This window comes from Chryseobacterium sp. CH25 (assembly GCF_004119455.1).
Lineage (GTDB): Bacteria > Bacteroidota > Bacteroidia > Flavobacteriales > Weeksellaceae > Chryseobacterium.
The window spans coordinates 597,027-616,694 of the sequence record NZ_NRQT01000002.1 but is presented as its reverse complement, the minus strand read 5'-3'; the positions used below and the strand labels follow the sequence as shown (position 1 = coordinate 616,694).

Below are 19,668 nucleotides of genomic sequence, written 5' to 3'. Positions count from 1 at the left end.
GAGCGAATGAACGAAATGAAAATTAATCCGTGCTGTGTCGTGAGGACAGAAATTAAATCATTTATAACATACATTCAATCTTTATTCAGTAAGATTTTGCAAAAGTTTGAATAAGCGTTTTAAAATTTTACCAGCTAATAATCGTAAATTTATTGTTCATTAATCCAAGTTTTAAAACTGAAAATCTTCTCTGCCATGAAAGAAAACAAATACGACAACCCGTCATTTTTTGACCAATATGAAAAAATGCTCCGTTCTCAATTGGGATTGGAAGGAGCCGGAGAATGGCATGCTCTGAGAAACATGCTTCCTGATTTTAAAGGAGAAAATGTACTGGATCTAGGCTGCGGATTTGGGTGGCACTGCCGATATGCGATCGAAAATGGAGCAAAATCTGTGGTTGGAATTGATCTTTCAGAGAAAATGCTGGCCAAAGCACAGGAAATTAATACTCTTGAAGGCATTCTGTATGAAAGAAAAGCCTTAGAAGATCTTGATTACTCTTCAGAACAGTTTGATATTGTTTTAAGCTCACTAACCTTGCATTATGTAGCATCGTTTGATAAGATTGTTCAAAATATTTATCAGTGGCTTACTCCAGGAGGATCTTTTGTTTTCTCAGTAGAACACCCTGTTTTTACCGCTGAAGGAACTCAAGATTGGGTGTATGATAAAAATGGAGAAAAAACCGCTTGGCCTGTTGACAATTATTTTATTGAAGGAAAAAGAAATACTACTTTTTTAGGTGAAAATGTTATTAAATATCACAGAACTCTAACTTCCTATCTGAACACTTTACTTAAATATGGTTTCAAAATAAAAGAAATCATTGAACCAGAACCCAGTCATGACTTGTTAAAAGAAATTCCAGAAATGAAAGATGAACTGCGAAGACCTATGATGCTGTTAATTTCTGTAGAAAAATAAGTTACCTGCCAAAAAATGAGAATCTTATTTTAATTTACGGAAAAGTATATTGTATAACATAGTAATAAAATAATTACATATCTTTGTATAACAAATTACATAATATGATTACTAAAAAAACAATAGCCATTCTGATCTCTTTGTTGATCTGCACTAGTATTGATGCACAACTATATACCAAGAAGTTTGAACAGAAAATAGACAGCCTCATTCTTACCGGGTTTGGAAATAAAAATGAGCCAGGCGGAGCTTTCATGATTATGCATAAGGGAAAATCATACTACCGAAAAGCATTTGGAAAAGCTAACCTGGAACTGGAAGCTGATATGACTCCAGACAATGTTTTCCAAATTGGTTCTATGACCAAACAGTTTACAGCTGTAGCCATTCTTATACTGGAACAACAGGGAAAACTAAATGTTAATGACCCAATCTCAAAATACATTCCAGACTATCCTAATGGTGATAAAATAAGTATTCATCATCTTCTTACTCATACTTCAGGCATTAAAGACTTTACAAAAATGAAATCATTGTCTTCCATTGCACAAAAAGAAATGGAACCTAAAGCAATGGTAGATTTTTTTAAGAATGAACCTGTAGATTTCATGCCGGGAGAAAAATTCGATTATAACAATTCAGGATATGTAGTGCTGGGATACATTATAGAATTGGTTTCTGGCGATACTTATGAAAATTTTATCAGGAAAAATATTTTTGAGAAAGCAGGAATGAGTCATTCTTATTACGCTTCAGACCGAAAGGTGATCTCCAAAAGAGCCTATGGCTATCATAAAAAAGAATATGGTTTTGTTAATAAAACAGTCATCAGTTTCAGTGTTCCTTTTTCTTCAGGTTCACTGATGTCTACCGTAGACGATCTCTGGAAATGGCAGCAGGCTCTGAATCAAAATATATTATTAAATTCCTCACAAGCTCAAAAAGCATTTCAGAAATATAAACTGAATAATGGCAAAGAATTTACTTATGGCTACGGATGGCATTTGAAAGAAATCAACGGAACTCCGGATCGCGAACATGGTGGAAGTGTATTTGGCTTCAAAAGCATGGGAGTTTATATTCCTGAAGAAGATCTTTATGTAGTAGGCCTTAGTAATTGTGATTGTCATTCTCCAACCGAGATTACCAGAAATATGGCAACCATAGCTTTAAGTACTCTCAAAAATTCTACTAAAGCAGATAAATAGTTCAGAAGTTTATTTTTTATTTTTTGGGAAGAACATAATCTGGGACTTTAAAAACAGCAACCAGAACAATAATCAGACATAAAATATTAATCAGGATAGCCACAGTAAAAGCTGTATGATAATTTTGTATTAATGGTTTTTCTCCAAGAAAATAATAAAATACACTGCCGATTGCCACAATGCCGATGATAGCTGCAATCTGCTGGAAGGTATTATAAACTCCGGAAGCATTTCCGGATAATTTTTCCGGTATTCCTGAAAGAGCAATATTGGCTAATGAAGGGATTACAGAGCCTACTCCTACCCCATGCAAAAATAATAACAAATATAACTGGTAAAATTCTTTAGAGCCACTGAAAAAAATAATCTGAAGAATCAAAATTAACATGATAAAAACAAGTCCTGCCATCAAGGCTATTTTACCATATTTCAGAATCAGTTTCACTGAAAAAGCTGAAGCAAGGATAAATCCCAACCCCTGAAAAACGATCACTTCACCCGCTTCCATTGCACTAATCTTTAATCCATCCTGAAAAAATAAAGAAAGAATATAAAAGTAAGAATCCAACATAATAAAGAAAAAAGATACAGCCATAATACCCAGATTGAAGTTTTTATATCGGAATAATTCAAAATCAATCAGGTAAGGTTTTTTATTGTTCAATTTCTTTTTCTGATTAGTAATAAAGTAGATTAAAATCACCACAGAAATTATCATGTACAGAATATTCTGAGCAGAAAAGATTTCCTTTTCAGAAACCGTAAGCGTATAGGTCATGCTGAAAAGTCCTGCTGACAACAAAAAAACACCCCAAAGATCAAAAGATTCTTTTCTATTAATTCTGGATTCTTCCAGTATTCTTCTACTGAAAAAAATGGCAACCAGACATATCGGGATATTAATTAGAAAAATAAGTCTCCATGATTCTTCCAAAACGGTTAGTGATGAAAAATATCCACCCAGAAACTGCCCAAGAATAGTTCCGATCCCAATGGTGATTCCATACCAGCCCATTGCTTTTGTTCGCTGTTCATGAACAGGAAATAAAATCTGAATCATAGAAAGAACCTGTGGGGCCATTAACCCTGCACTTATTCCCTGAGCCAATCTTGATATCATCAGCTGAACAGCTCCCTGTGAAATGCCGCAGGTGATGGAACTTATCATAAAAAAGCCCAATCCGAAAACGAACATCTTTTTTCTTCCATATACATCTCCCAATCGTCCCCCTGTAATAAGAAAAGAAGCAAATCCAATAAGATAAGATGCTATCATCAGTTGCATTTCACCATTGGATGCATGAATATCGCGCTGTATAGAGGGTATGGATACATTGATGATAAAAATATCCATAATGGTTAACAATTGACCAAATAATATAACAATTAATTTCAGATAGTTATGTTTCATTTTTATATAGATATATCTATTTTTTAAGTTTGAAAAAAAATTAGGGTATTAACCCTTGAATTATTTTTTGGATATGGTTAAAAGAATCATTTTTCCTGGTAATAGTAGAGGTAACCACAGCTCCTTCTATCAGTAAAAATATATTTTCAGTGATTAAATCCGGATCTGATAACTGATGCAACTCATGATATTCTTTCACAATACCAAGAATGATTGCTTTCTGTTTCTCCTTATGATTTTCGAAAACCGGATACAGCTGCATTCCCCTCTCCTATTTCTGAAACAATTTTAATGAAATGGCATCCTGCAAACTTAGATGACTGCTGAACTTTCTTACGATAATCAATGATGGCAGAGATCTTTTCTTTAGGGTCCGAAATATGAGCAATACTTTTTTCAAGACCTTCAAACCAATCCTGTTCTTCTTTGATTAAATAAGCCTGAAGAAGATCACTTTTAGAAGCAAAATGGTTATACAATGAACCAATTGCTATGTCAGCTTCTGCAATAATCTGATTGATTCCTGTAGAATTATACCCTTGTTTATAAAATAATTCCGAAGATACTCTGATGATCCTGTCACGTACTTTTTCCTTTTTCATCCTGAAAAATTTTAACAAAGCTACATAAAAAATAGAGAAGTCTATCTATTTTTTATCATTAAGGATTCCTATCTGCTCATTAAGGTCTCTATGATTTCATCAAAATTCTTTCCTTGAAATCTTTCATTATTGACAAAATAGAACGATATTTAAGCTATAAAATACCAGCCATGTTCAAGTTTTTCAAGAAGAAGAAAAAAATTAAAGCCAACCTTCATTCTGTAACTATTCCTGACCAGGGGTGGATTAGAGTTTCAGAAGACAAAGAAGCAATAAGATGGGTTAATCAACAACAATCAGCCTTAATTGTCCTTCATTTTTTTGACAAAGACCCTGATCTTCCTACAGCTCAAGATCTTGATTATCTGAAAAAGTTTTACAGAAATATTGCTGCAGCATCTAATGGCGGGACTATTGAAACAGATATTATTCATGTTCACAATATCCCCTGTGTAAAAACCATTATTAAAATTCCTCAACAGGAAACAGGGATGGCTTATATTGCCTCTATCACCATTCCTTTTGAAAATTGCAGTTATGTAGTGAAAATCCAGGCTAACGAAATTGGAATTACAGGAATGAGAGATGCCCTTATCCTTGACAGATTACACAAGGCCGGAGAAGTGGAAATGGATGAAGAAACTATGAAAAACTGGTTTGAAGATCCTTATGACCCTGATTTTAAAGAAGGAACTTTAATGAATAAATCTGAACTGGAAAAGTACGATCATGAATTTCCGGAACATCCGCTTTCTATTGCAAGATCTCTCATCAGATCAATAGCTGCCACAATCATTTTCAAAAAAGAAATAAAAGAACTTCCGTCATTTAAGAAATAAAAAACAACCCATGAATTCATCCAATCCTGTTGTTTATTTTGAAATTCCCGTAACTGATCTTGAACGTGCTGAAAGCTTTTATTCTGCTGTTTTTAATTTCAGTTTTGAGAAAGAAATAATCGATCATTATGAAATGGCTCTTTTTCCTTTTGAAGAGAAGAACAGCGGTATTACCGGAGCTTTAGCCAAAGGCGATGTTTATAAGCCTACAAAAAATGGTGTCATTATTTATTTTAAAACAGAAAATATTGATGCTACCCTGGAAAAAGTTCTTCAACACGACGGAAAAATTCTCTATCCTAAAAGAATAGATGAAAAATATGGTTTTGCTGTAGCTGAATTTGAAGATTCTGAAGGCAACAGGATTGCACTGCATCAAACTATTTAAGATTTTGAATTAAAAAAATCTTTCTGCTTCCCTCCTGAAGACTTCATTCATTCCCATTTACTGCATAATATTTTTTAACTGATGTTTAAGCATATTTTGTATCTTTAATTACCATTTCTATAAAAATATTTGGTAATTCGTTATGACAGAAGAACTTTATTTCATCAAAACCAATCCAAATATTGCAAAAATCAATTTGTACAATAAGCTTTGTCGTGAAGAAGAAAATTTTCAAAACTTCCTTCAGCCTGATGCCAAAATCAGTCTTGAAGTCATCAAGGATAAAGTAAAAGATTCAGTGGAAGAACTTACCCGGGAAGAGCTTTTAAATATATTTTTGTGGTTCAGTAAAGCATATCCTTCTGATCATGAAGAAATAAAAACTCAGCTGTTCATCAATGGTATTGATCTTTTTTATGAAATTCAAAAGCCCATACATACTGAAACTTTTCTAAGAGTACTTTCTGAATATGAAAAACTTTCCCGTGAAAACCTGAATTATATTGTCAATGCCCAGAATTTCAATCAATTTCTGATCTACGGAATATTTCTTACTGAAATGATTAACAGAGAACAGGGCAAAGAGAATATCCTTTCGGATTATCTGAAACCGGATTATCCTGCTTTATATACATTGGCAGAAAATCATTCTGAGCTTAAAACTCTTGATGATAAAAACAATGCAGATCTCCAAAAATATTTCAATGACCTGTATGACCTGACTAAATTTTATAAGGGCTCTATTATTCAGCTTTAGTATATAACATAAAAGCTGCTTGAAATTTATAATTTCATCCTTCCTTTTTTTTCATTCACCAAATTATTTAGACACTATATTTTACTTTAAAATCTGGCTGCTTTAGTCCTTTTCCGAAACTTAAAAAAATTAGCACTCAATAAAAAGATTTTTCACAAGCCGATGTAATATTCACCGGAAAACAATTGTCTTGTATTAAAAGCTAAATATAAACCGGAAAATTATTCTTCCTTTAAGTCTTGGTACTTCTTCATTCTTTTTAGCACAAAGTGTAGAAGGAACTGTTACTGGTAAAGAAAAAACAGGATAAAAGCAATAACCCAGGCCGGCAGTTCCTTTTGAAAATAAGGTTTTGTCGGTCTTTTTTATGAAAGATTGTCATAAAAATCTACAAATAGAGTTCAATAATCATTTGACTTTGGAGATTCTTCGCTTCTCTCAGAATGACACAGTCCTATTTTAACTTTAAGACAGTTTATTTTTTTACAACAGAAAATGATCTGATCCTGAACAGGTAATACAACATACCGCCAAGAAAATAAGCCAATACATCAAAAATATCTCCTGTAAAAAGATGGGATAATTTTGGACATAGTACTTCAAAAAGAAATGACAGATATATTACGGAAGTCAGTACAAATTTGAAATCTGGCTTCCAGGAAAACCCAAGGAATGAATTCATGATATATTCTATCAGGTAACAATACATCGGAATGGTAATACAATCTGTAAAGTGGTCATTGATAAGAGGAATAAAAATACCATTCTTTCTCAACAGGATAATAGCTGCCCAGACTGCCAATCCTAACAGGAACCAATAAGAAATCTGCTTTTTCATTACATATGCAGTACTGCCATAATAAACCCGATAATCACCTGAAGTACTTTTGCCATAATATCCTGAATATCGATTTCATTCTTCTTTTCAGTTTTTCCGGCGGCCTCATAATCAAACTTTTGTTTTCCTTCCATTGTCATAAGATTTGATAGTACAAATATACTTAAATTAGAACAATTGTTCTAATTTTAAAAAGATGATTTATTCCCAACATTAATTATTCCTATCTTTGAACAATGAGCACAAAGGAAAAAATTTTGGCCAAGGCACTGGAGCTCTTTAATGAAAAGGGATACAACAATATTACCACGAGGCATATTGCGGCTGAACTGTCCATTAGTCCAGGAAATTTACACTATCACTTCAAACATTCTGAGGATATTATTAAGATCCTTTTTGCAGAGCTCACTCTGAAAATGGATGGACTTCTTAATAAAATGAAGGAAAAAGAGTATAAAACCCTGGAAGATCTTTATAATTTTACCTTTTCAACTTGTGAAATCTTTTATTCTTACCGTTTCATTTTCATCAATTTTATAGATATTCTGAACAAAATCCCGGAAGTTAAAGGCCAATATGAAGGAATCAATTTCAACAGGAAAGAAGAATTTCAAATGATATTTTCCGACCTTCAGCAAAATAATATTTTTAAAAAAGATGTTCCTGAATTTATCAAGGATAGCCTTACAGAACAGATTTTCATTATGGCAGATAACTGGCTTACCCACAACAGACTGATTTTAAAACTGAATAAAAAATCAGCTATTCAGCATTATACTGTTCTGCAGATGAACCTCTTCTATCCTTTACTCAATAAAGAGCAACAAAAAATTTATGAGCAACAATACATCCAATAAAATAATTGCCATCAGAAAAGGAAACTTGCAGGATCTCCCGGAAATGCTGATTCTTTTTCAGGATACCATTACAAGCGTCTGTCAGCAGGATTACAATCCCAATCAGCTTGAAGCCTGGAAATCCGGATCACAGAATCATGAAAGATGGCAAAATGTGATGAATGAACAGTATATTCTGATTGCAGAATCTGAAAATAACATGGTAGGTTTCAGTACTCTTGATCAAGGAAACTATATTGATCTATTGTTTGTTCACAAAGATTATCAACACCTCGGAATTGCTTCTCAGCTATACAAACTGCTTGAAAAAGAAGCTTTATTTCACAATCAAAAGGTTTTAACTGCAGATGTAAGCAAAACCGCAAAACCATTTTTTGAAAGGATGGGCTTTACAGTTATCCAGGAGCAAACTGTAAATGTAAAAGGCATAGATCTTATCAATTATAAAATGGAAAAAGAGCTGATAACATGATAAAAAACATATAAAGCCTTTTTAACAGATTATGGCATAGAATTAGCTTAAGAAATGACAAGTAAAATTGTTTTGAACCATTATTTTAGACCATTAAGATTCGTAAATGGTTAAGTTTTTTCTAAAAAAACAAATCTTGTTATAACCACTTCAATACATCTTAATGGTTTAAATTTTGGAACTTCAGGAAAAATCCTGTTATATTTAAACATCAATGAAACACTTAAACAGTATATTACGTCTTCCATTCTTCAGTGAATATTACACTCCGAGCTATCGTTCGGGAAGACTTTCTATATCTGTAATCTAAATTAAATAATCTACTTAACATATAGAGCCCGGACAGTACTGTCCGGGCTTTTTTCATTTAAAACTATTACAACATGATTGATACATTACAAGAAAATGTTTCTATTATCCTGCCGGAAAACGGCTTGGAAGAGAAATTAAAACAGGCTAAAGAAGAAAACAGAGTACTTTCTATTAAACTCGGATTTGACCCTACTGCTCCCGATTTGCATCTGGGACATGCTGTTGTTCTCAAAAAACTGAAGCAATTTCAGGATCTGGGGCATCAGATTATTATTGTAGTGGGAAGTTTTACCGCAAGAATTGGTGACCCTACAGGAAAAAATAAGGCCAGAAAACCTTTAAGTGCTGAAGATGTTCAGCATAATGCACAAACCTATATCAATCAGCTTTCAAAGGTTATTGATGTTGAAAAAACGAAGATTGTTTTTAATTCCGATTGGCTTGATACACTGGATTTTTCTGAGGTTATCCAACTGTTATCAAAAGTTACAGTGGCTCAGCTGATGCACAGAAATGATTTTAACAAACGCTTTACAGAAAATACTCCAATTGCTATGCATGAGCTGGTATACCCTATTCTGCAGGGTTTTGATTCTGTAAAAATTGAATGTGATATTGAAATGGGTGGAACGGATCAGCTTTTCAACTGTACCATGGGAAGACAGTTGCAGGAAGTTCATCAGATGTCTGCCCAAATTGTTATGTGTATGCCTCTGTTAAAAGGTCTTGACGGAAAGGAAAAAATGAGCAAATCTCTAAACAACATCATTGGACTGACTGATGAACCGAACGAAATGTTTGGAAAAACCATGTCTATTCCTGATCTCTTAATTGAAGAGTTTATTGATCTTACTACTGATTTTTCAATGGACGAAAAAAACAGTTTAAAATCAAAAATGGAAAACGGAGAAAATCCGATGAACATTAAAAAACTAATTGCTAAAAATATCATCAGTCAATATCATGATGACGAAGCTGCTGAAAATGCGGAACACTTCTTCAATAATCAGTTTCAGAATAAGAATTTTGATGAAAAAAGCTTTGAACCTGTACCTATCAGTACTCTGGCTCATACTCAATTGCAAACAACAGCTTTAGAGCTTTGTCATCAGTTAAAAAGTGACCTCAGCAAATCTGCGGTGAGAAGGCTTATTCAAAGTGGTGGAGTTCAAATCAATTCGGTTAAAGTAACAGATCCCGATGAGGAAATCAAATTAACAAAAGAGATCAAAATAAAGATTGGCAAAAGAAACTTTTTTGAACTTATCTAAGTAGAAAGATTAAATGCCGGAAGTAGGAGTAAAATATTTACAAAAAAATAAATTTATTACTGTTTCCGGCATTTCTATTCTAAATCATTTTTTATTTCCAAGTCCAATTAAATCAATATCTTCGCCACCAGAAACAAAAAGTAATGACGCAGGCTGAAATTCTTACCCTGATTGATGAAGAATTAGTCACTGATAATATTAAAACTGAACTCAGTGAGCAAAAGATTGTCTGGACAGATCATTCAGGTACAGAAAATTCAGTATCCCCACATCAGACAGCAATTAATAACAATGGAATTATTGCATGGTGGCAATGTAATGAAGCAGGAAAAGAAGAAGTTCGTATCAGACTGAAAGAAAAGAAAATATTTACCTGGAAACCACCCATCAATACATTAGGAGTACCCGTTTTCCGGGATGGTCTCTTATATTTTTATGAAACTCATTTGATTATTAAATATAAAGATGCTCATTATCAGAGACTGTTTATTTTTAATATCAAAACTTTAAAAGATGAAGAAATCCTTATTAATGCGCTTACCATCCAGGTCAAAATAATCAGGAATGAATTATTTTTAGGTGGAATTTACCCTGATGAAGAGTTTATAAAAATCACCATGCATTCAGATTATTTTGAAAAAGAGAATATTGATGAAGCCTATCTTCGACAGAGAAATATTACATTTGATTAAATAAAGCTGCTGAAAACAAACAGATATGCTATAACAAACCGGTATATGGAAAGAAATATTACAATCTATATGTTTGATAGTACAAAAGCTGCAAGAAACCTTTATAAGGATCTTCAGCACCGAATCTACTATACCAGTACGTTTAAAAATCATATTGAAGAGTATGAAAAGCATGTTGAGAATAATAATGTCAGCTTAGATAGGATTCTGGAATGTGTCAAAAATGATATTAATATGATGCATCCCAATGATCTGTATGAAATTACTCATTTCTTTAAAGATCAGATACATCCATTATTTTCTAATGATTCTGTAAAAGCTAGAGAAGAATACTTTAAAACCCTGTATGATTATTTGGGAATCACTAAACTCTACGAACTTGATACTATCAATACAGGTAAAGCCTATGGGTATCTGTATGAAACTTATGTTGATTATTTTCCTTTAAGTGGAATACAGGGAAAAAATTTAAGCATAAATATCCCTACCGAAGATTTTTTACATTTTAATGATTTTCTCATTCTGATGACCCAGAAAATTATTAAAAGTCAACTCTATGATTATCATGATGAATTAACCGAAGAGGAAAAACATATCATTCAAACGGTACAGTCACAGAGCCTGCAAAATATAAAGTTATCTGAAATTATTGAAGAGGAAATGAAATTTCTTGCAAAAGTATTTTATCCTGATGACAGACAGGATTTTGTGCAGACTGTATATCACGCTCACAGTTTCTTAAAACAGTCCATTGCAATGAAATCAATGATTGATATTCAAAAAAATCCTAGAATTATTGTAGTAGATACTTATTAGTTATTTTCTCTCAACAGGGAAAGTATGGCCTGAAATTAGAATTCAAAAACCTTATGAAAACCCCACTTATTTACCAAAAAGCTACAGAAAATGATATTGACTATCTTCTTGATCTGAGGACAAAAACGATGGTTCCGCATTATGCTGAAGCTAATCTTCCTACAGACCGGGAAACCACTCTTCAACGAATTCTTTATCAGTTTGACAAAGCTTATATTATCTTTCTGGACAATCAACCTATCGGGCTTTTAAAAATAGATAAAACAGATACTAATATTGATATTCTGCAACTTCAGATTGATCCCAGCCAACAAGGTAAAGGATTAGGCAGAATGATTCTCACTGATATCCTTGACGAAGCTTCTGTAACAGGAAAAACAGCTTCTTTAAGTGTTTTAAAAACCAATAAAGCACAACATCTTTATTCCAGTTTAGGCTTTAAAATTGTAGGTGAAAATGAACATTCTTATTTTATGGAGTTTTCGCCGGTTTAAGGGTAAATAACATGAATAAATCTGTATAAATATAATATCTCGCGGATTGAGCTGATCAAGCAGATTCTTTTCCCACAGATGATGATGTATGAAATCTGCGAGACGCCTTAAATTAGTTATTGAGATTGCTTCACTTCGTTCGCAATGGCAGAAAAGAAATGAAGAACCTAAGGATAATTCAATTTTATCGGAGATACAATCTTTGTGCCTTAAAACATAAAGTATACAAAAACCTTTGTGTCTTCGCGTTTTCCAACATTCAAAAAAACAAAAACAAAATTACAGCAATGACTATTGGTTAGCCATTGTCACATAAATCAATCTTCCGCCTTCTTCTGCAGATAACAGTATTTTTTTTCCATCAGTAAGCTCTACCATAGATCCCGGTGGAATTTCTTTCTGTTCTGTAATATCTTTCATCCCTGCCAAACTCTGATTCACCAATACCCATTTCCCCTGATGAAAAGTAAAATATCCTACAGGCATTTTATCCTGCATCGTCAGATTTTCATTTCTAATCACTTTTCTGGACACATGCCATTTGAATAAATATTGATTGTGATATACCATCAAACGGTGGTTTTCAGGTTTCCAAACCTCATCATCAAACCGGAAGTATAAATCCAGAACCGGGAGCGTTCCCTGATGTGGAGTCCCGCAGAAAGGACATTTAGGATTACTGGTATTATCAAAAACATACCATTTTTCAGTACATTCTGTATTCTGACAAGGCTGTATCATATCTACTGTTTTCAGTAAAGCGGTTTCCCATTCATTAGCGGTTGGACGTCTGATGGGATCATGCAATCCTTCTATAAATGTTTTTCTGAATAAATCAGCGATATATGGACCTGTTACGGTATAAGGCATCTTCTGCGGATCACCCCAGAAAACATCCCATTTTCTAAGATGATCTGCTCTTACATTATTGGATGGATCATTTGGATGCTCTACAAACAGAGCTTTTTCACCCATAGATATCACTTCATCCTTTTCAGAATCCAGATCCCAGATCTTTCCGCCACGAAGAGGATGTCTTCTCAACAGATACATATAGATCAAAACGCCAAGGGCATGCAAATCGGTTTTTTGATTGGGTAAGTGCCTTCCGGGATCCTGAATGTTAAGGTGCTGAGTTTTTAAAACTTCGGGCGCAATAAAATCAGCTGTTCCTATTACTTCCGGCGGGAATAATTTCGGGACAACAAGTCCGTCAATATCAATAATACAGGCCGCTTTAGTTACCGGATCTACCAGAATATTATTGTATGATAAATCTGAATGGGCTAATCCCATCTGATGAAGTTTCTTTACACCCCGGCTGATATTAATGGCAATCTGAAAATAACTTAACCAATCTCCCAGTTCAGACTGATCCAACCTTAATGGATACTGCGAGTTTCTAAACATAGGTGCGGTAAACCATTTTCCAACTTTATCTTCACCTTTAATATTATCTGAACCTATATATCCTTTAGCAAAGAAAAACTTTTGATTGTAAATAGGAACAACAATTCCTGTAAGCCTGTCTTTTTCCACGATATCATACGGCCATCTGAATATTTCATTTAGAAAATATTCAGCAGAATTACCGTTCTGAATGCTTTGCAGATAGGTAGAAACAATTCTCATAATCCTTTCTTTCTGTCCTTCATCCAATGGCTTTCTATAAAATGCTACCACATAGTCTCTATCCGGCGAAAAGTAAACGTCTTTTACTCCACCCTGGATGGGTTTTTCATCTACATATTCATAGGATTTGGCTGTATCCAGGACAGAAACAACTCTAATGGTCTTTTTCATATTGAATTAATAAATTATGGCCAGTGTACGGTCGTCATGGTTTCCTCTGCTCCAGAAATCGGTCCAATGGAGAAGTTGTTTAGCAATTTCGGTATCATTAATAAAATCTACTTTGGTGAGATCATCGTTATCCCCATTAAGATCATTAAAAAAAGTTTTCCAGCTTTCTGTATCTTCCAGCTTGTTTTCAGTAAGAAATTTAGGGTCATAAATACCATCTGTCATAAGTACCAGATATGAAAATTTTTCCACACAGGTTATTCGGAAACGGGAAACAATCTTATCATTAAATATTTCTTTCATGGTAATAAAACGGGTACCACCGCTGAATTCTCCCACATCCATGGTGTTCAAAAGTTCTACTTTGGAGAAATCGGAATTGATAAGATTGATCGGGCAGTCTCCTACCCCAAAACTCAGAATAACATATCCAAAACTGAATTTTTTAATTAATGCAAAAATTAAAGTCGCATGGAGATCATTAATAGATAAATTATTTTCTGAAGCCGTTTTCTCCAACGTCTGATGAACATATAAAACACTTTCATACAAACGTCTTATAATATTCTCTTTAGCTTCCTCTTGTTTGTTTGTATCTCCAGAGTTGTAAATAATATTGATTTCTTTTTCAATCTCATTTAATACTTGAGAAGTACTGAAAAATCGGTTAACAGAGTCTGTTGTCAATCTTGATCCTTCTCTTGCCATTACAGCAGAACCAGCTCCATCCGAAACTGAAATAATATTCCAGTCTGCAGGAAGCTTATTCACCGCAAAATCATCTTCTCTGAATTTCCCTTCATGGGCATGAGAACGACCTCTTTTGGAAGCCACAACAATTTTTTTATCTGAAAATGTTCCCTGAAACGAAACTTCATCTTCTTTATAAAAATCAGCATTTCTATCACTGGGAATATTCTTCCATAAATCTTTGGGATCAATATTAACCAATAACTGAACTCTTTTCACATCCGTATTTTCTTTATCCTCAGTATGAAAAAATTCTATATCCAGATGATACATATTATGAACCTTCGGAATACCGGAAATCCTGTTATTTTCAAACGTAAGTCCCGTTTCTTCCAGGTTTTTGATATTTTTAATACTGATATTCGGAAAATCATCCATATCAAAACTGAATTCATAGAACTTTCCTGAATGAGCATGATTCAGCACCCAGTGAACGTCTTTAAATTCTTCTTTGTCTTTATGAATAGTAACTTTTTCCACAGGCTTTTTACCAATTCCAAAATAAAATGAAGGTATTTTCATAGGCTATATGATTTAACCCAAAGTTCTGTTAATATCAAATCCACCCCCGGAATATCCATAATAATCGGAAGTTCCACACCAAGGGCATTTATTGTATCCTTCCCCTTGCAGGCAATGAATTCCACCACATGAACAGGTTGCCAGAGCAATAGGATTTGCACAATGCGGACAGGATGTTCCCCCCTGAAGTTCTTCTATCGAAATCCTCAGATTGCTCCTTTGCGCTGAAGACAGTCTGTAATAAGATTTCTCATCAATCTTATAAGCTCCTTCCAGTTTATAGTATCTCGTAGACATTCCCGGAATACTGGATTCTCCAAATGTTTTTTTAAATTTCATCAGATAGAGTTTATCGGTCTCTGAACATTTCCCATTCAAGACAACAAAATTATTGTCCGGAAAACGCTGCTCCATCTGTGGATCTACTTTTTCAAGAATAACAGAATCAATTTTAGAAAGATTGATTCCTTCTTTCTTGGCCTCAGTAACACTTTGACTGGTTGTTTTAATAGAATCTGTCACCCATTTGAAGAATTCTTTATACGAATTTTCGTCCGTGTTATTGAACAATAAAACATGATCTGCCAGTGAACCTAAAAGTTTATAATTGGTATTCTCCCCTATAGAAACAGCAATGGTATTGGCTTTTCCGTTGTATTTACTGTTCCATCTTTCGATTGCTTTGGTAGCATCATCTGTGGGAACTCCGTCTGTAAATAGGAAAACAATAGGCTTCCAGTCGCCTTTTCTATCGTATGTTGTTTTTACAACATCCCGATCTATACAGTCCATGATTTTAATCAAACCTTGCGACAATGAAGTACCACTCCCAATCGGAATTTTGGGCGGATAAAAACTGATAATATCCTGAAGCGGCGTAATCACCTCAGCCTCTCCTGCAAAGCCTACCACAGAAATGTAAACCGTTTCCAATGAATATGGATCTTTCTTCAATTCCCGAACGATATCAGAAATCCCTTCCTGTACCTGTTCAATTGGGTCTCCTACCATAGATTCGGAGACATCTATCAAAAAATAAATAGGCAGTCTTCTCATAACTGTAAAGACAATTTTTTAAATAATAATATTCAGCTCCGATGGTGGCGGAGGCAATGTTACGTGATCTGTTGTATTCTGTGAATGCCCACCCTGTGTAATGGAAGAACTCACCCATCTGAAAAAAGAAGAGAGCGTGATAGCATCTGTAGTGTCCAGCTTTACAACATGATCTGTAAGTTCCTTAAGAAACTGTTCATCAGCCTTAGGTCCTGCTGCACAGCCTACAATAGCTCCAAACTCAAGACCTCTAAGTACAGGGATCATCTGTCTGTATTTCTGAATATCAGAAGGTTTTCCGTCTGTAAATATAAAAAGTAATGGCTGCCAGTCTCCTTTTTCATCAGCAGAACCCTTTACAAGGTCTTTCTGAACAAGATCAGCCACCATTTCAAGGGCTGCTCCCGTATGCGTAGGCCCACTATCCGGACAGGTAATTTCCATAGGATAAAAATGGGCAAGAGCTGTTAATGGAATGATATTTTTGACTTCTCTATCGAAGGTAATGACACTTAAATGAAGGCTATCCATCGCTTGTGGATCTGCACGAAGCATACTGATAAGCCCGTTGAATCCGTTGTTCAGTGCCTGGATAGGCTCCCCGTTCATAGAGCCGGAAGTATCCAGTAAAAAATAGGCTAATAATCTTCTGTTCATAAGGGCGGTTATTAATTCTGAAGCCGGCGGAGGAAGTCGAAGACTTCCCAGCCGGCTTTTATGTTGAATAGAATTCTAAAATCTAGTTGGAATAGGAATACTGCTGTCTCAGGATATCAATAAAGTTATCTGTATTGTGAGGTTCTCCCACAGCACGGAACTTCCAGTCTCCATTATGACGGTATGCCTCAGCAAAAACCATTGCACACATTCCGTTCATACTTGAATCTCCGGAAAGGCTGTACTTTGTAATTTCTTTACCTGAAGCATCTACCGCACGGATAAATGCATTATCAATCATTCCGAAATGCTGATTATTGCTTCTTCCTTGATAAATGGTCACAAGGAAAACAATTTTCTGGTAGCTTTGATCCAATTGATCCAGCTTTACAATAATCTGTTCATCATCTCCATCTCCGGCTCCCGTTCTGTTATCCCCCGTTAACCATACATTTCCGCTTGGATGCTGCATAGAATTGAAGAAAACCACATCTCCCTGATACAGCCCCATCTGTCTTCCGTCATTCGTTTGAACTGTTCTTCCAAGATTGGCAACCTTTCCATTACCATCTAAAAGAAATGCTACTGCATCAAGATCATATTCTGCTTCCTTATTAAATAATTTTCCAAAGAAACCACCTTGTTTTCTTACATCCCATCCTAATCCGATCGTTACTTTTGAAAGGTCATAAACACTTTCTCCACGGTCGTTCTTTCTTAAATCAATCGTTTGACCTTTCTGTAAATTAATTGCCATAGCTATTATTTTGTGTATTAGTTTATTTACTGTTTATTTGATGATTTGTCCTTTATAATATTTTTCAAGGAAGAAACCAAGATCAGCTCTGTATCCTATTCCTGAAGCTTCAAACTTCCAGCTTCCGTTTCTTTTATACAGTCTTCCGAATTCAACTCCTGTTTCAATAGAAAAATCTTCATCCAACTCGTATTTTGCAATCTCCTGGTTGGTACTGTTGTCTACCACTCTGATATAAGAGTTTCTCACCTGTCCGAAATTCTGCTTTCTTCTTTCAAAATCTTCAATAGTGACTACAAAAAGAATTTCTTCTACTCTTGAATCCACTTTATCCAAATCAATAATAATAGCTTCATCATCATCTCCATCACTGTTCTTACCGCTTGGATCATCTCCGGTGTGGGTAAGTGCTCCATCTGGTGAATTCAGGTTATTATAAAAAACAAAATATTCCTCGCTTACTAATTTTCTGTCAGAATCGATCATAATTGCTGAAGCATCAAGATCAAAGTCGTAGCCTGTCCCTTCATTAGGATCCCAACCAAGTCCTATCGTCATTTTAGTCAATCCGATCTCGATCTTTTGTCCTTTCTGTAGATTAATTGCCATAGTATTTTATGTTATGAATTATTTTTTGCATTAAGATAGATTTGATTTACGAGCTGACCAAATTTATTTACCAAAAATAATGGATATAAAGCAATTAAGTCTAATTTTCAGGTTAAATGAAAGACAACAAAAAGGTCCAATTAAAAAACTGGACCTTTATACGTTATAATTGTTGATTTATTTTTTAAAACTCTTTCTTAGCAGCGACTTCGTTTCTTGCTTTGGCCAACATTGGAATAGAAATAAGCCCCATTACCAACATAATGACAATCTGAAGCGGCAAAGAAATAAAAGAATAGGTGAGCCCCATTTCACCACCAAGCTCAGCACTTTTCCCCACCGAGATAAAAAGAGCCATAAAACCATATTTCATTGCCAGATTATACGCCCCGATTCCTCCACTCGCCGGAATTATCATTCCCATTGTTCCCACAACAATAATGAAGAACCCGTCGGCGAAAGTAAATGCTGAAGTTTCAGGAAGTGCAAAACATACCAGATACGCTGCAAAATAATAGGAAATCCAGATTCCCAATGTATATAATATGAACTTCCCTTTTTGTTTTAACTTGAAGATAGTAGTCAGTCCCTGAAAAATACCATCTATAAAATTCACAATCTTACCTAAAAACGGAACATTTGCCAATCTCTTTTTAAAAGCAAAAAACAAAACTGTACCTCCTATTAGAACAGCAAGAACAAGTAGAATTTTATTCGGGTTGATATTCACTCCTGAATTTTCATAGAATGACAAAATTGCTTCGTATTTAAACAATAATGTCAGTCCAAGGAAACCAAGCATACATATCAGATCCACTACTCTTTCCAAAATAATTGTTCCAAAAGATTTATCTACAGGAACTTTTTCTACACCATACAAAGCGGTGGCTCTTGCCACTTCACCACTTCTTGGAATAGTAAGGTTCATTAAATAACCAAATGAAATAGACCAAAGCGAATTGGAATTGGAAATACGATGTCCCATTGGCTCCAGCATCAGATTCCATCGAATTGCTCTGAACCAATACGCCAAAAGGCCAAATACAGAGGCAAACAATACCCAAAGATAGTTAGCTTTAGCCAGTGACTGCTGAATTACTTTAAAATCAAGCCCACGTAGGGCAAGCCATAAAAAAAAGCCTGCAAAAGCAAGCGATATCAATATTGTAATTATTGATTTTAATGGACTTTTTGATGTTTTCTCCATGAATTACGTAAGAAGGTTTGTTTTTTCATCCGGGAAAACGATTTTCGGCTGGAAGTCTTTTGCTTCTTCAGGCGTCATCTGTGCATAGGCAATAATGATGATAATATCATCTCTCTGTACCTTTCTTGCAGCAGGCCCATTCAGACACACTTCTCCGGATTTTCTTTTCCCTTTGATCACATACGTATCAAAACGTTCTCCGTTATTTACATTGACGATATAGACCCTTTCTCCCACTACCAAACCGGCAGCTTCTATAAGATCTTCATCTATCGTTATACTTCCTATATAATTAAGGTCTGAGGCTGTAACTCTTACCCTATGAATCTTGGACTTGAAAACTTCTATTAACATGTTGCAAATTTATTAATAAAAATTAATAAAACAGACCTTCACTACCATTAAAAAACTCCCATAAACAAA

Annotated in this window: 23 protein-coding genes; 11 read left to right on the top strand and 12 right to left on the bottom strand. The window is 34.6% G+C overall.

The features are described from left to right. Positions 1–195: 195 nt before the first annotated feature. Together BOQ64_RS08165 and BOQ64_RS08160 are read left to right on the top strand one after the other, a co-directional pair. On the top strand, positions 196–927 hold the full coding sequence (locus BOQ64_RS08165; protein WP_129054880.1) for a class I SAM-dependent methyltransferase: 732 nt from the start codon (positions 196–198) through the stop codon (positions 925–927). Positions 928–1,031: 104 nt separating this feature from the next. Then, on the top strand, positions 1,032–2,135 hold the full coding sequence (locus BOQ64_RS08160; protein WP_129054878.1) for a serine hydrolase domain-containing protein: 1,104 nt from the start codon (positions 1,032–1,034) through the stop codon (positions 2,133–2,135). A gap of 16 nt (positions 2,136–2,151) precedes the next feature. Here the strand turns inward: BOQ64_RS08160 and BOQ64_RS08155 are convergent, their stop codons facing one another. Continuing rightward, on the bottom strand, positions 2,152–3,546 hold the full coding sequence (locus BOQ64_RS08155) for an MFS transporter (RefSeq protein ID WP_129054876.1): 1,395 nt from the start codon (positions 3,544–3,546) through the stop codon (positions 2,152–2,154). A gap of 230 nt (positions 3,547–3,776) precedes the next feature. Continuing rightward, positions 3,777–4,148: a TetR/AcrR family transcriptional regulator gene (locus tag BOQ64_RS08150; protein ID WP_228448270.1), complete on the bottom strand. Its 372-nt coding sequence runs from the start codon at positions 4,146–4,148 to the stop codon at positions 3,777–3,779. 170 nt (positions 4,149–4,318) lie between these two features. Between BOQ64_RS08150 and BOQ64_RS08145 the strand changes: the two genes are divergently transcribed. From BOQ64_RS08145 to BOQ64_RS08135, 3 genes are all read left to right on the top strand, one after another. Next, on the top strand, positions 4,319–4,987 hold the full coding sequence (locus tag BOQ64_RS08145) for a hypothetical protein (RefSeq protein ID WP_129054874.1): 669 nt from the start codon (positions 4,319–4,321) through the stop codon (positions 4,985–4,987). Between the two features lie 10 nt (positions 4,988–4,997). Further along, the gene (locus BOQ64_RS08140) at positions 4,998–5,375 is read left to right on the top strand and encodes a VOC family protein (protein ID WP_129054872.1); all 378 of its coding nucleotides are present in this window, start codon (positions 4,998–5,000) and stop codon (positions 5,373–5,375) included. A gap of 142 nt (positions 5,376–5,517) precedes the next feature. Continuing rightward, positions 5,518–6,132: a hypothetical protein gene (locus tag BOQ64_RS08135; RefSeq protein WP_129054870.1), complete on the top strand. Its 615-nt coding sequence runs from the start codon at positions 5,518–5,520 to the stop codon at positions 6,130–6,132. A gap of 475 nt (positions 6,133–6,607) precedes the next feature. Here the strand turns inward: BOQ64_RS08135 and BOQ64_RS08130 are convergent, their stop codons facing one another. Then, the gene (locus BOQ64_RS08130; RefSeq protein ID WP_129054868.1) at positions 6,608–6,970 is read right to left on the bottom strand and encodes a hypothetical protein; all 363 of its coding nucleotides are present in this window, start codon (positions 6,968–6,970) and stop codon (positions 6,608–6,610) included. After that, complete coding sequence (locus tag BOQ64_RS24495; protein ID WP_262708743.1) at positions 6,970–7,104, bottom strand: hypothetical protein; 135 nt, start codon at positions 7,102–7,104, stop codon at positions 6,970–6,972. Before BOQ64_RS24495 ends, BOQ64_RS08130 begins: the two co-directional genes overlap by 1 nt. 102 nt (positions 7,105–7,206) lie before the next feature. Between BOQ64_RS24495 and BOQ64_RS08125 the strand changes: the two genes are divergently transcribed. The 6 genes from BOQ64_RS08125 (at position 7,207) to BOQ64_RS08100 (ending at position 11,884) form a co-directional block, all read left to right on the top strand. Then, the gene (locus BOQ64_RS08125; protein ID WP_129054866.1) at positions 7,207–7,827 is read left to right on the top strand and encodes a TetR/AcrR family transcriptional regulator; all 621 of its coding nucleotides are present in this window, start codon (positions 7,207–7,209) and stop codon (positions 7,825–7,827) included. Next, on the top strand, positions 7,805–8,299 hold the full coding sequence (locus BOQ64_RS08120) for a GNAT family N-acetyltransferase (protein WP_129054864.1): 495 nt from the start codon (positions 7,805–7,807) through the stop codon (positions 8,297–8,299). The genes BOQ64_RS08125 and BOQ64_RS08120 overlap by 23 nt, the downstream gene beginning before the upstream one ends. 383 nt (positions 8,300–8,682) lie before the next feature. Further along, on the top strand, positions 8,683–9,882 hold the full coding sequence (gene tyrS / locus BOQ64_RS08115; protein WP_129054862.1) for a tyrosine--tRNA ligase: 1,200 nt from the start codon (positions 8,683–8,685) through the stop codon (positions 9,880–9,882). Positions 9,883–10,025: 143 nt separating this feature from the next. Beyond that, a complete protein-coding gene (locus BOQ64_RS08110) occupies positions 10,026–10,574 on the top strand; it encodes a hypothetical protein (RefSeq protein WP_129054860.1) in 549 nt (182 codons plus the stop codon). A gap of 45 nt (positions 10,575–10,619) precedes the next feature. Next, entirely contained in the window at positions 10,620–11,390 is a 771-nt protein-coding gene (locus BOQ64_RS08105) for a hypothetical protein (protein ID WP_129054858.1), read from the top strand. A gap of 53 nt (positions 11,391–11,443) precedes the next feature. Continuing rightward, a complete protein-coding gene (locus BOQ64_RS08100; protein WP_129054856.1) occupies positions 11,444–11,884 on the top strand; it encodes a GNAT family N-acetyltransferase in 441 nt (146 codons plus the stop codon). Positions 11,885–12,175: 291 nt separating this feature from the next. Here the strand turns inward: BOQ64_RS08100 and BOQ64_RS08095 are convergent, their stop codons facing one another. From BOQ64_RS08095 to panD, 8 genes are all read right to left on the bottom strand, one after another. Continuing rightward, complete coding sequence (locus BOQ64_RS08095) at positions 12,176–13,687, bottom strand: helix-hairpin-helix domain-containing protein (protein ID WP_129059679.1); 1,512 nt, start codon at positions 13,685–13,687, stop codon at positions 12,176–12,178. 6 nt (positions 13,688–13,693) lie between these two features. Beyond that, entirely contained in the window at positions 13,694–14,959 is a 1,266-nt protein-coding gene (locus BOQ64_RS08090) for a PP2C family serine/threonine-protein phosphatase (protein WP_129054854.1), read from the bottom strand. 12 nt (positions 14,960–14,971) lie between these two features. Continuing rightward, positions 14,972–16,015 (bottom strand): TerY-C metal binding domain-containing protein, encoded by a 1,044-nt coding sequence (locus tag BOQ64_RS08085; protein ID WP_129054852.1) that lies wholly within the window; start codon positions 16,013–16,015, stop codon positions 14,972–14,974. An 18-nt stretch (positions 16,016–16,033) separates the two neighbouring features. Next, positions 16,034–16,672: a vWA domain-containing protein gene (locus tag BOQ64_RS08080; protein WP_129054850.1), complete on the bottom strand. Its 639-nt coding sequence runs from the start codon at positions 16,670–16,672 to the stop codon at positions 16,034–16,036. Between the two features lie 82 nt (positions 16,673–16,754). Then, the gene (locus BOQ64_RS08075) at positions 16,755–17,429 is read right to left on the bottom strand and encodes a TerD family protein (RefSeq protein ID WP_129054848.1); all 675 of its coding nucleotides are present in this window, start codon (positions 17,427–17,429) and stop codon (positions 16,755–16,757) included. 33 nt (positions 17,430–17,462) lie between these two features. Beyond that, complete coding sequence (locus BOQ64_RS08070; RefSeq protein WP_129054846.1) at positions 17,463–18,038, bottom strand: TerD family protein; 576 nt, start codon at positions 18,036–18,038, stop codon at positions 17,463–17,465. A gap of 184 nt (positions 18,039–18,222) precedes the next feature. Further along, entirely contained in the window at positions 18,223–19,245 is a 1,023-nt protein-coding gene (locus tag BOQ64_RS08065) for a lysylphosphatidylglycerol synthase transmembrane domain-containing protein (protein WP_129054845.1), read from the bottom strand. Between the two features lie 3 nt (positions 19,246–19,248). Further along, positions 19,249–19,599: an aspartate 1-decarboxylase gene (gene panD, locus BOQ64_RS08060; RefSeq protein WP_029294648.1), complete on the bottom strand. Its 351-nt coding sequence runs from the start codon at positions 19,597–19,599 to the stop codon at positions 19,249–19,251. Between the last annotated feature and the right edge of the window lie 69 nt (positions 19,600–19,668).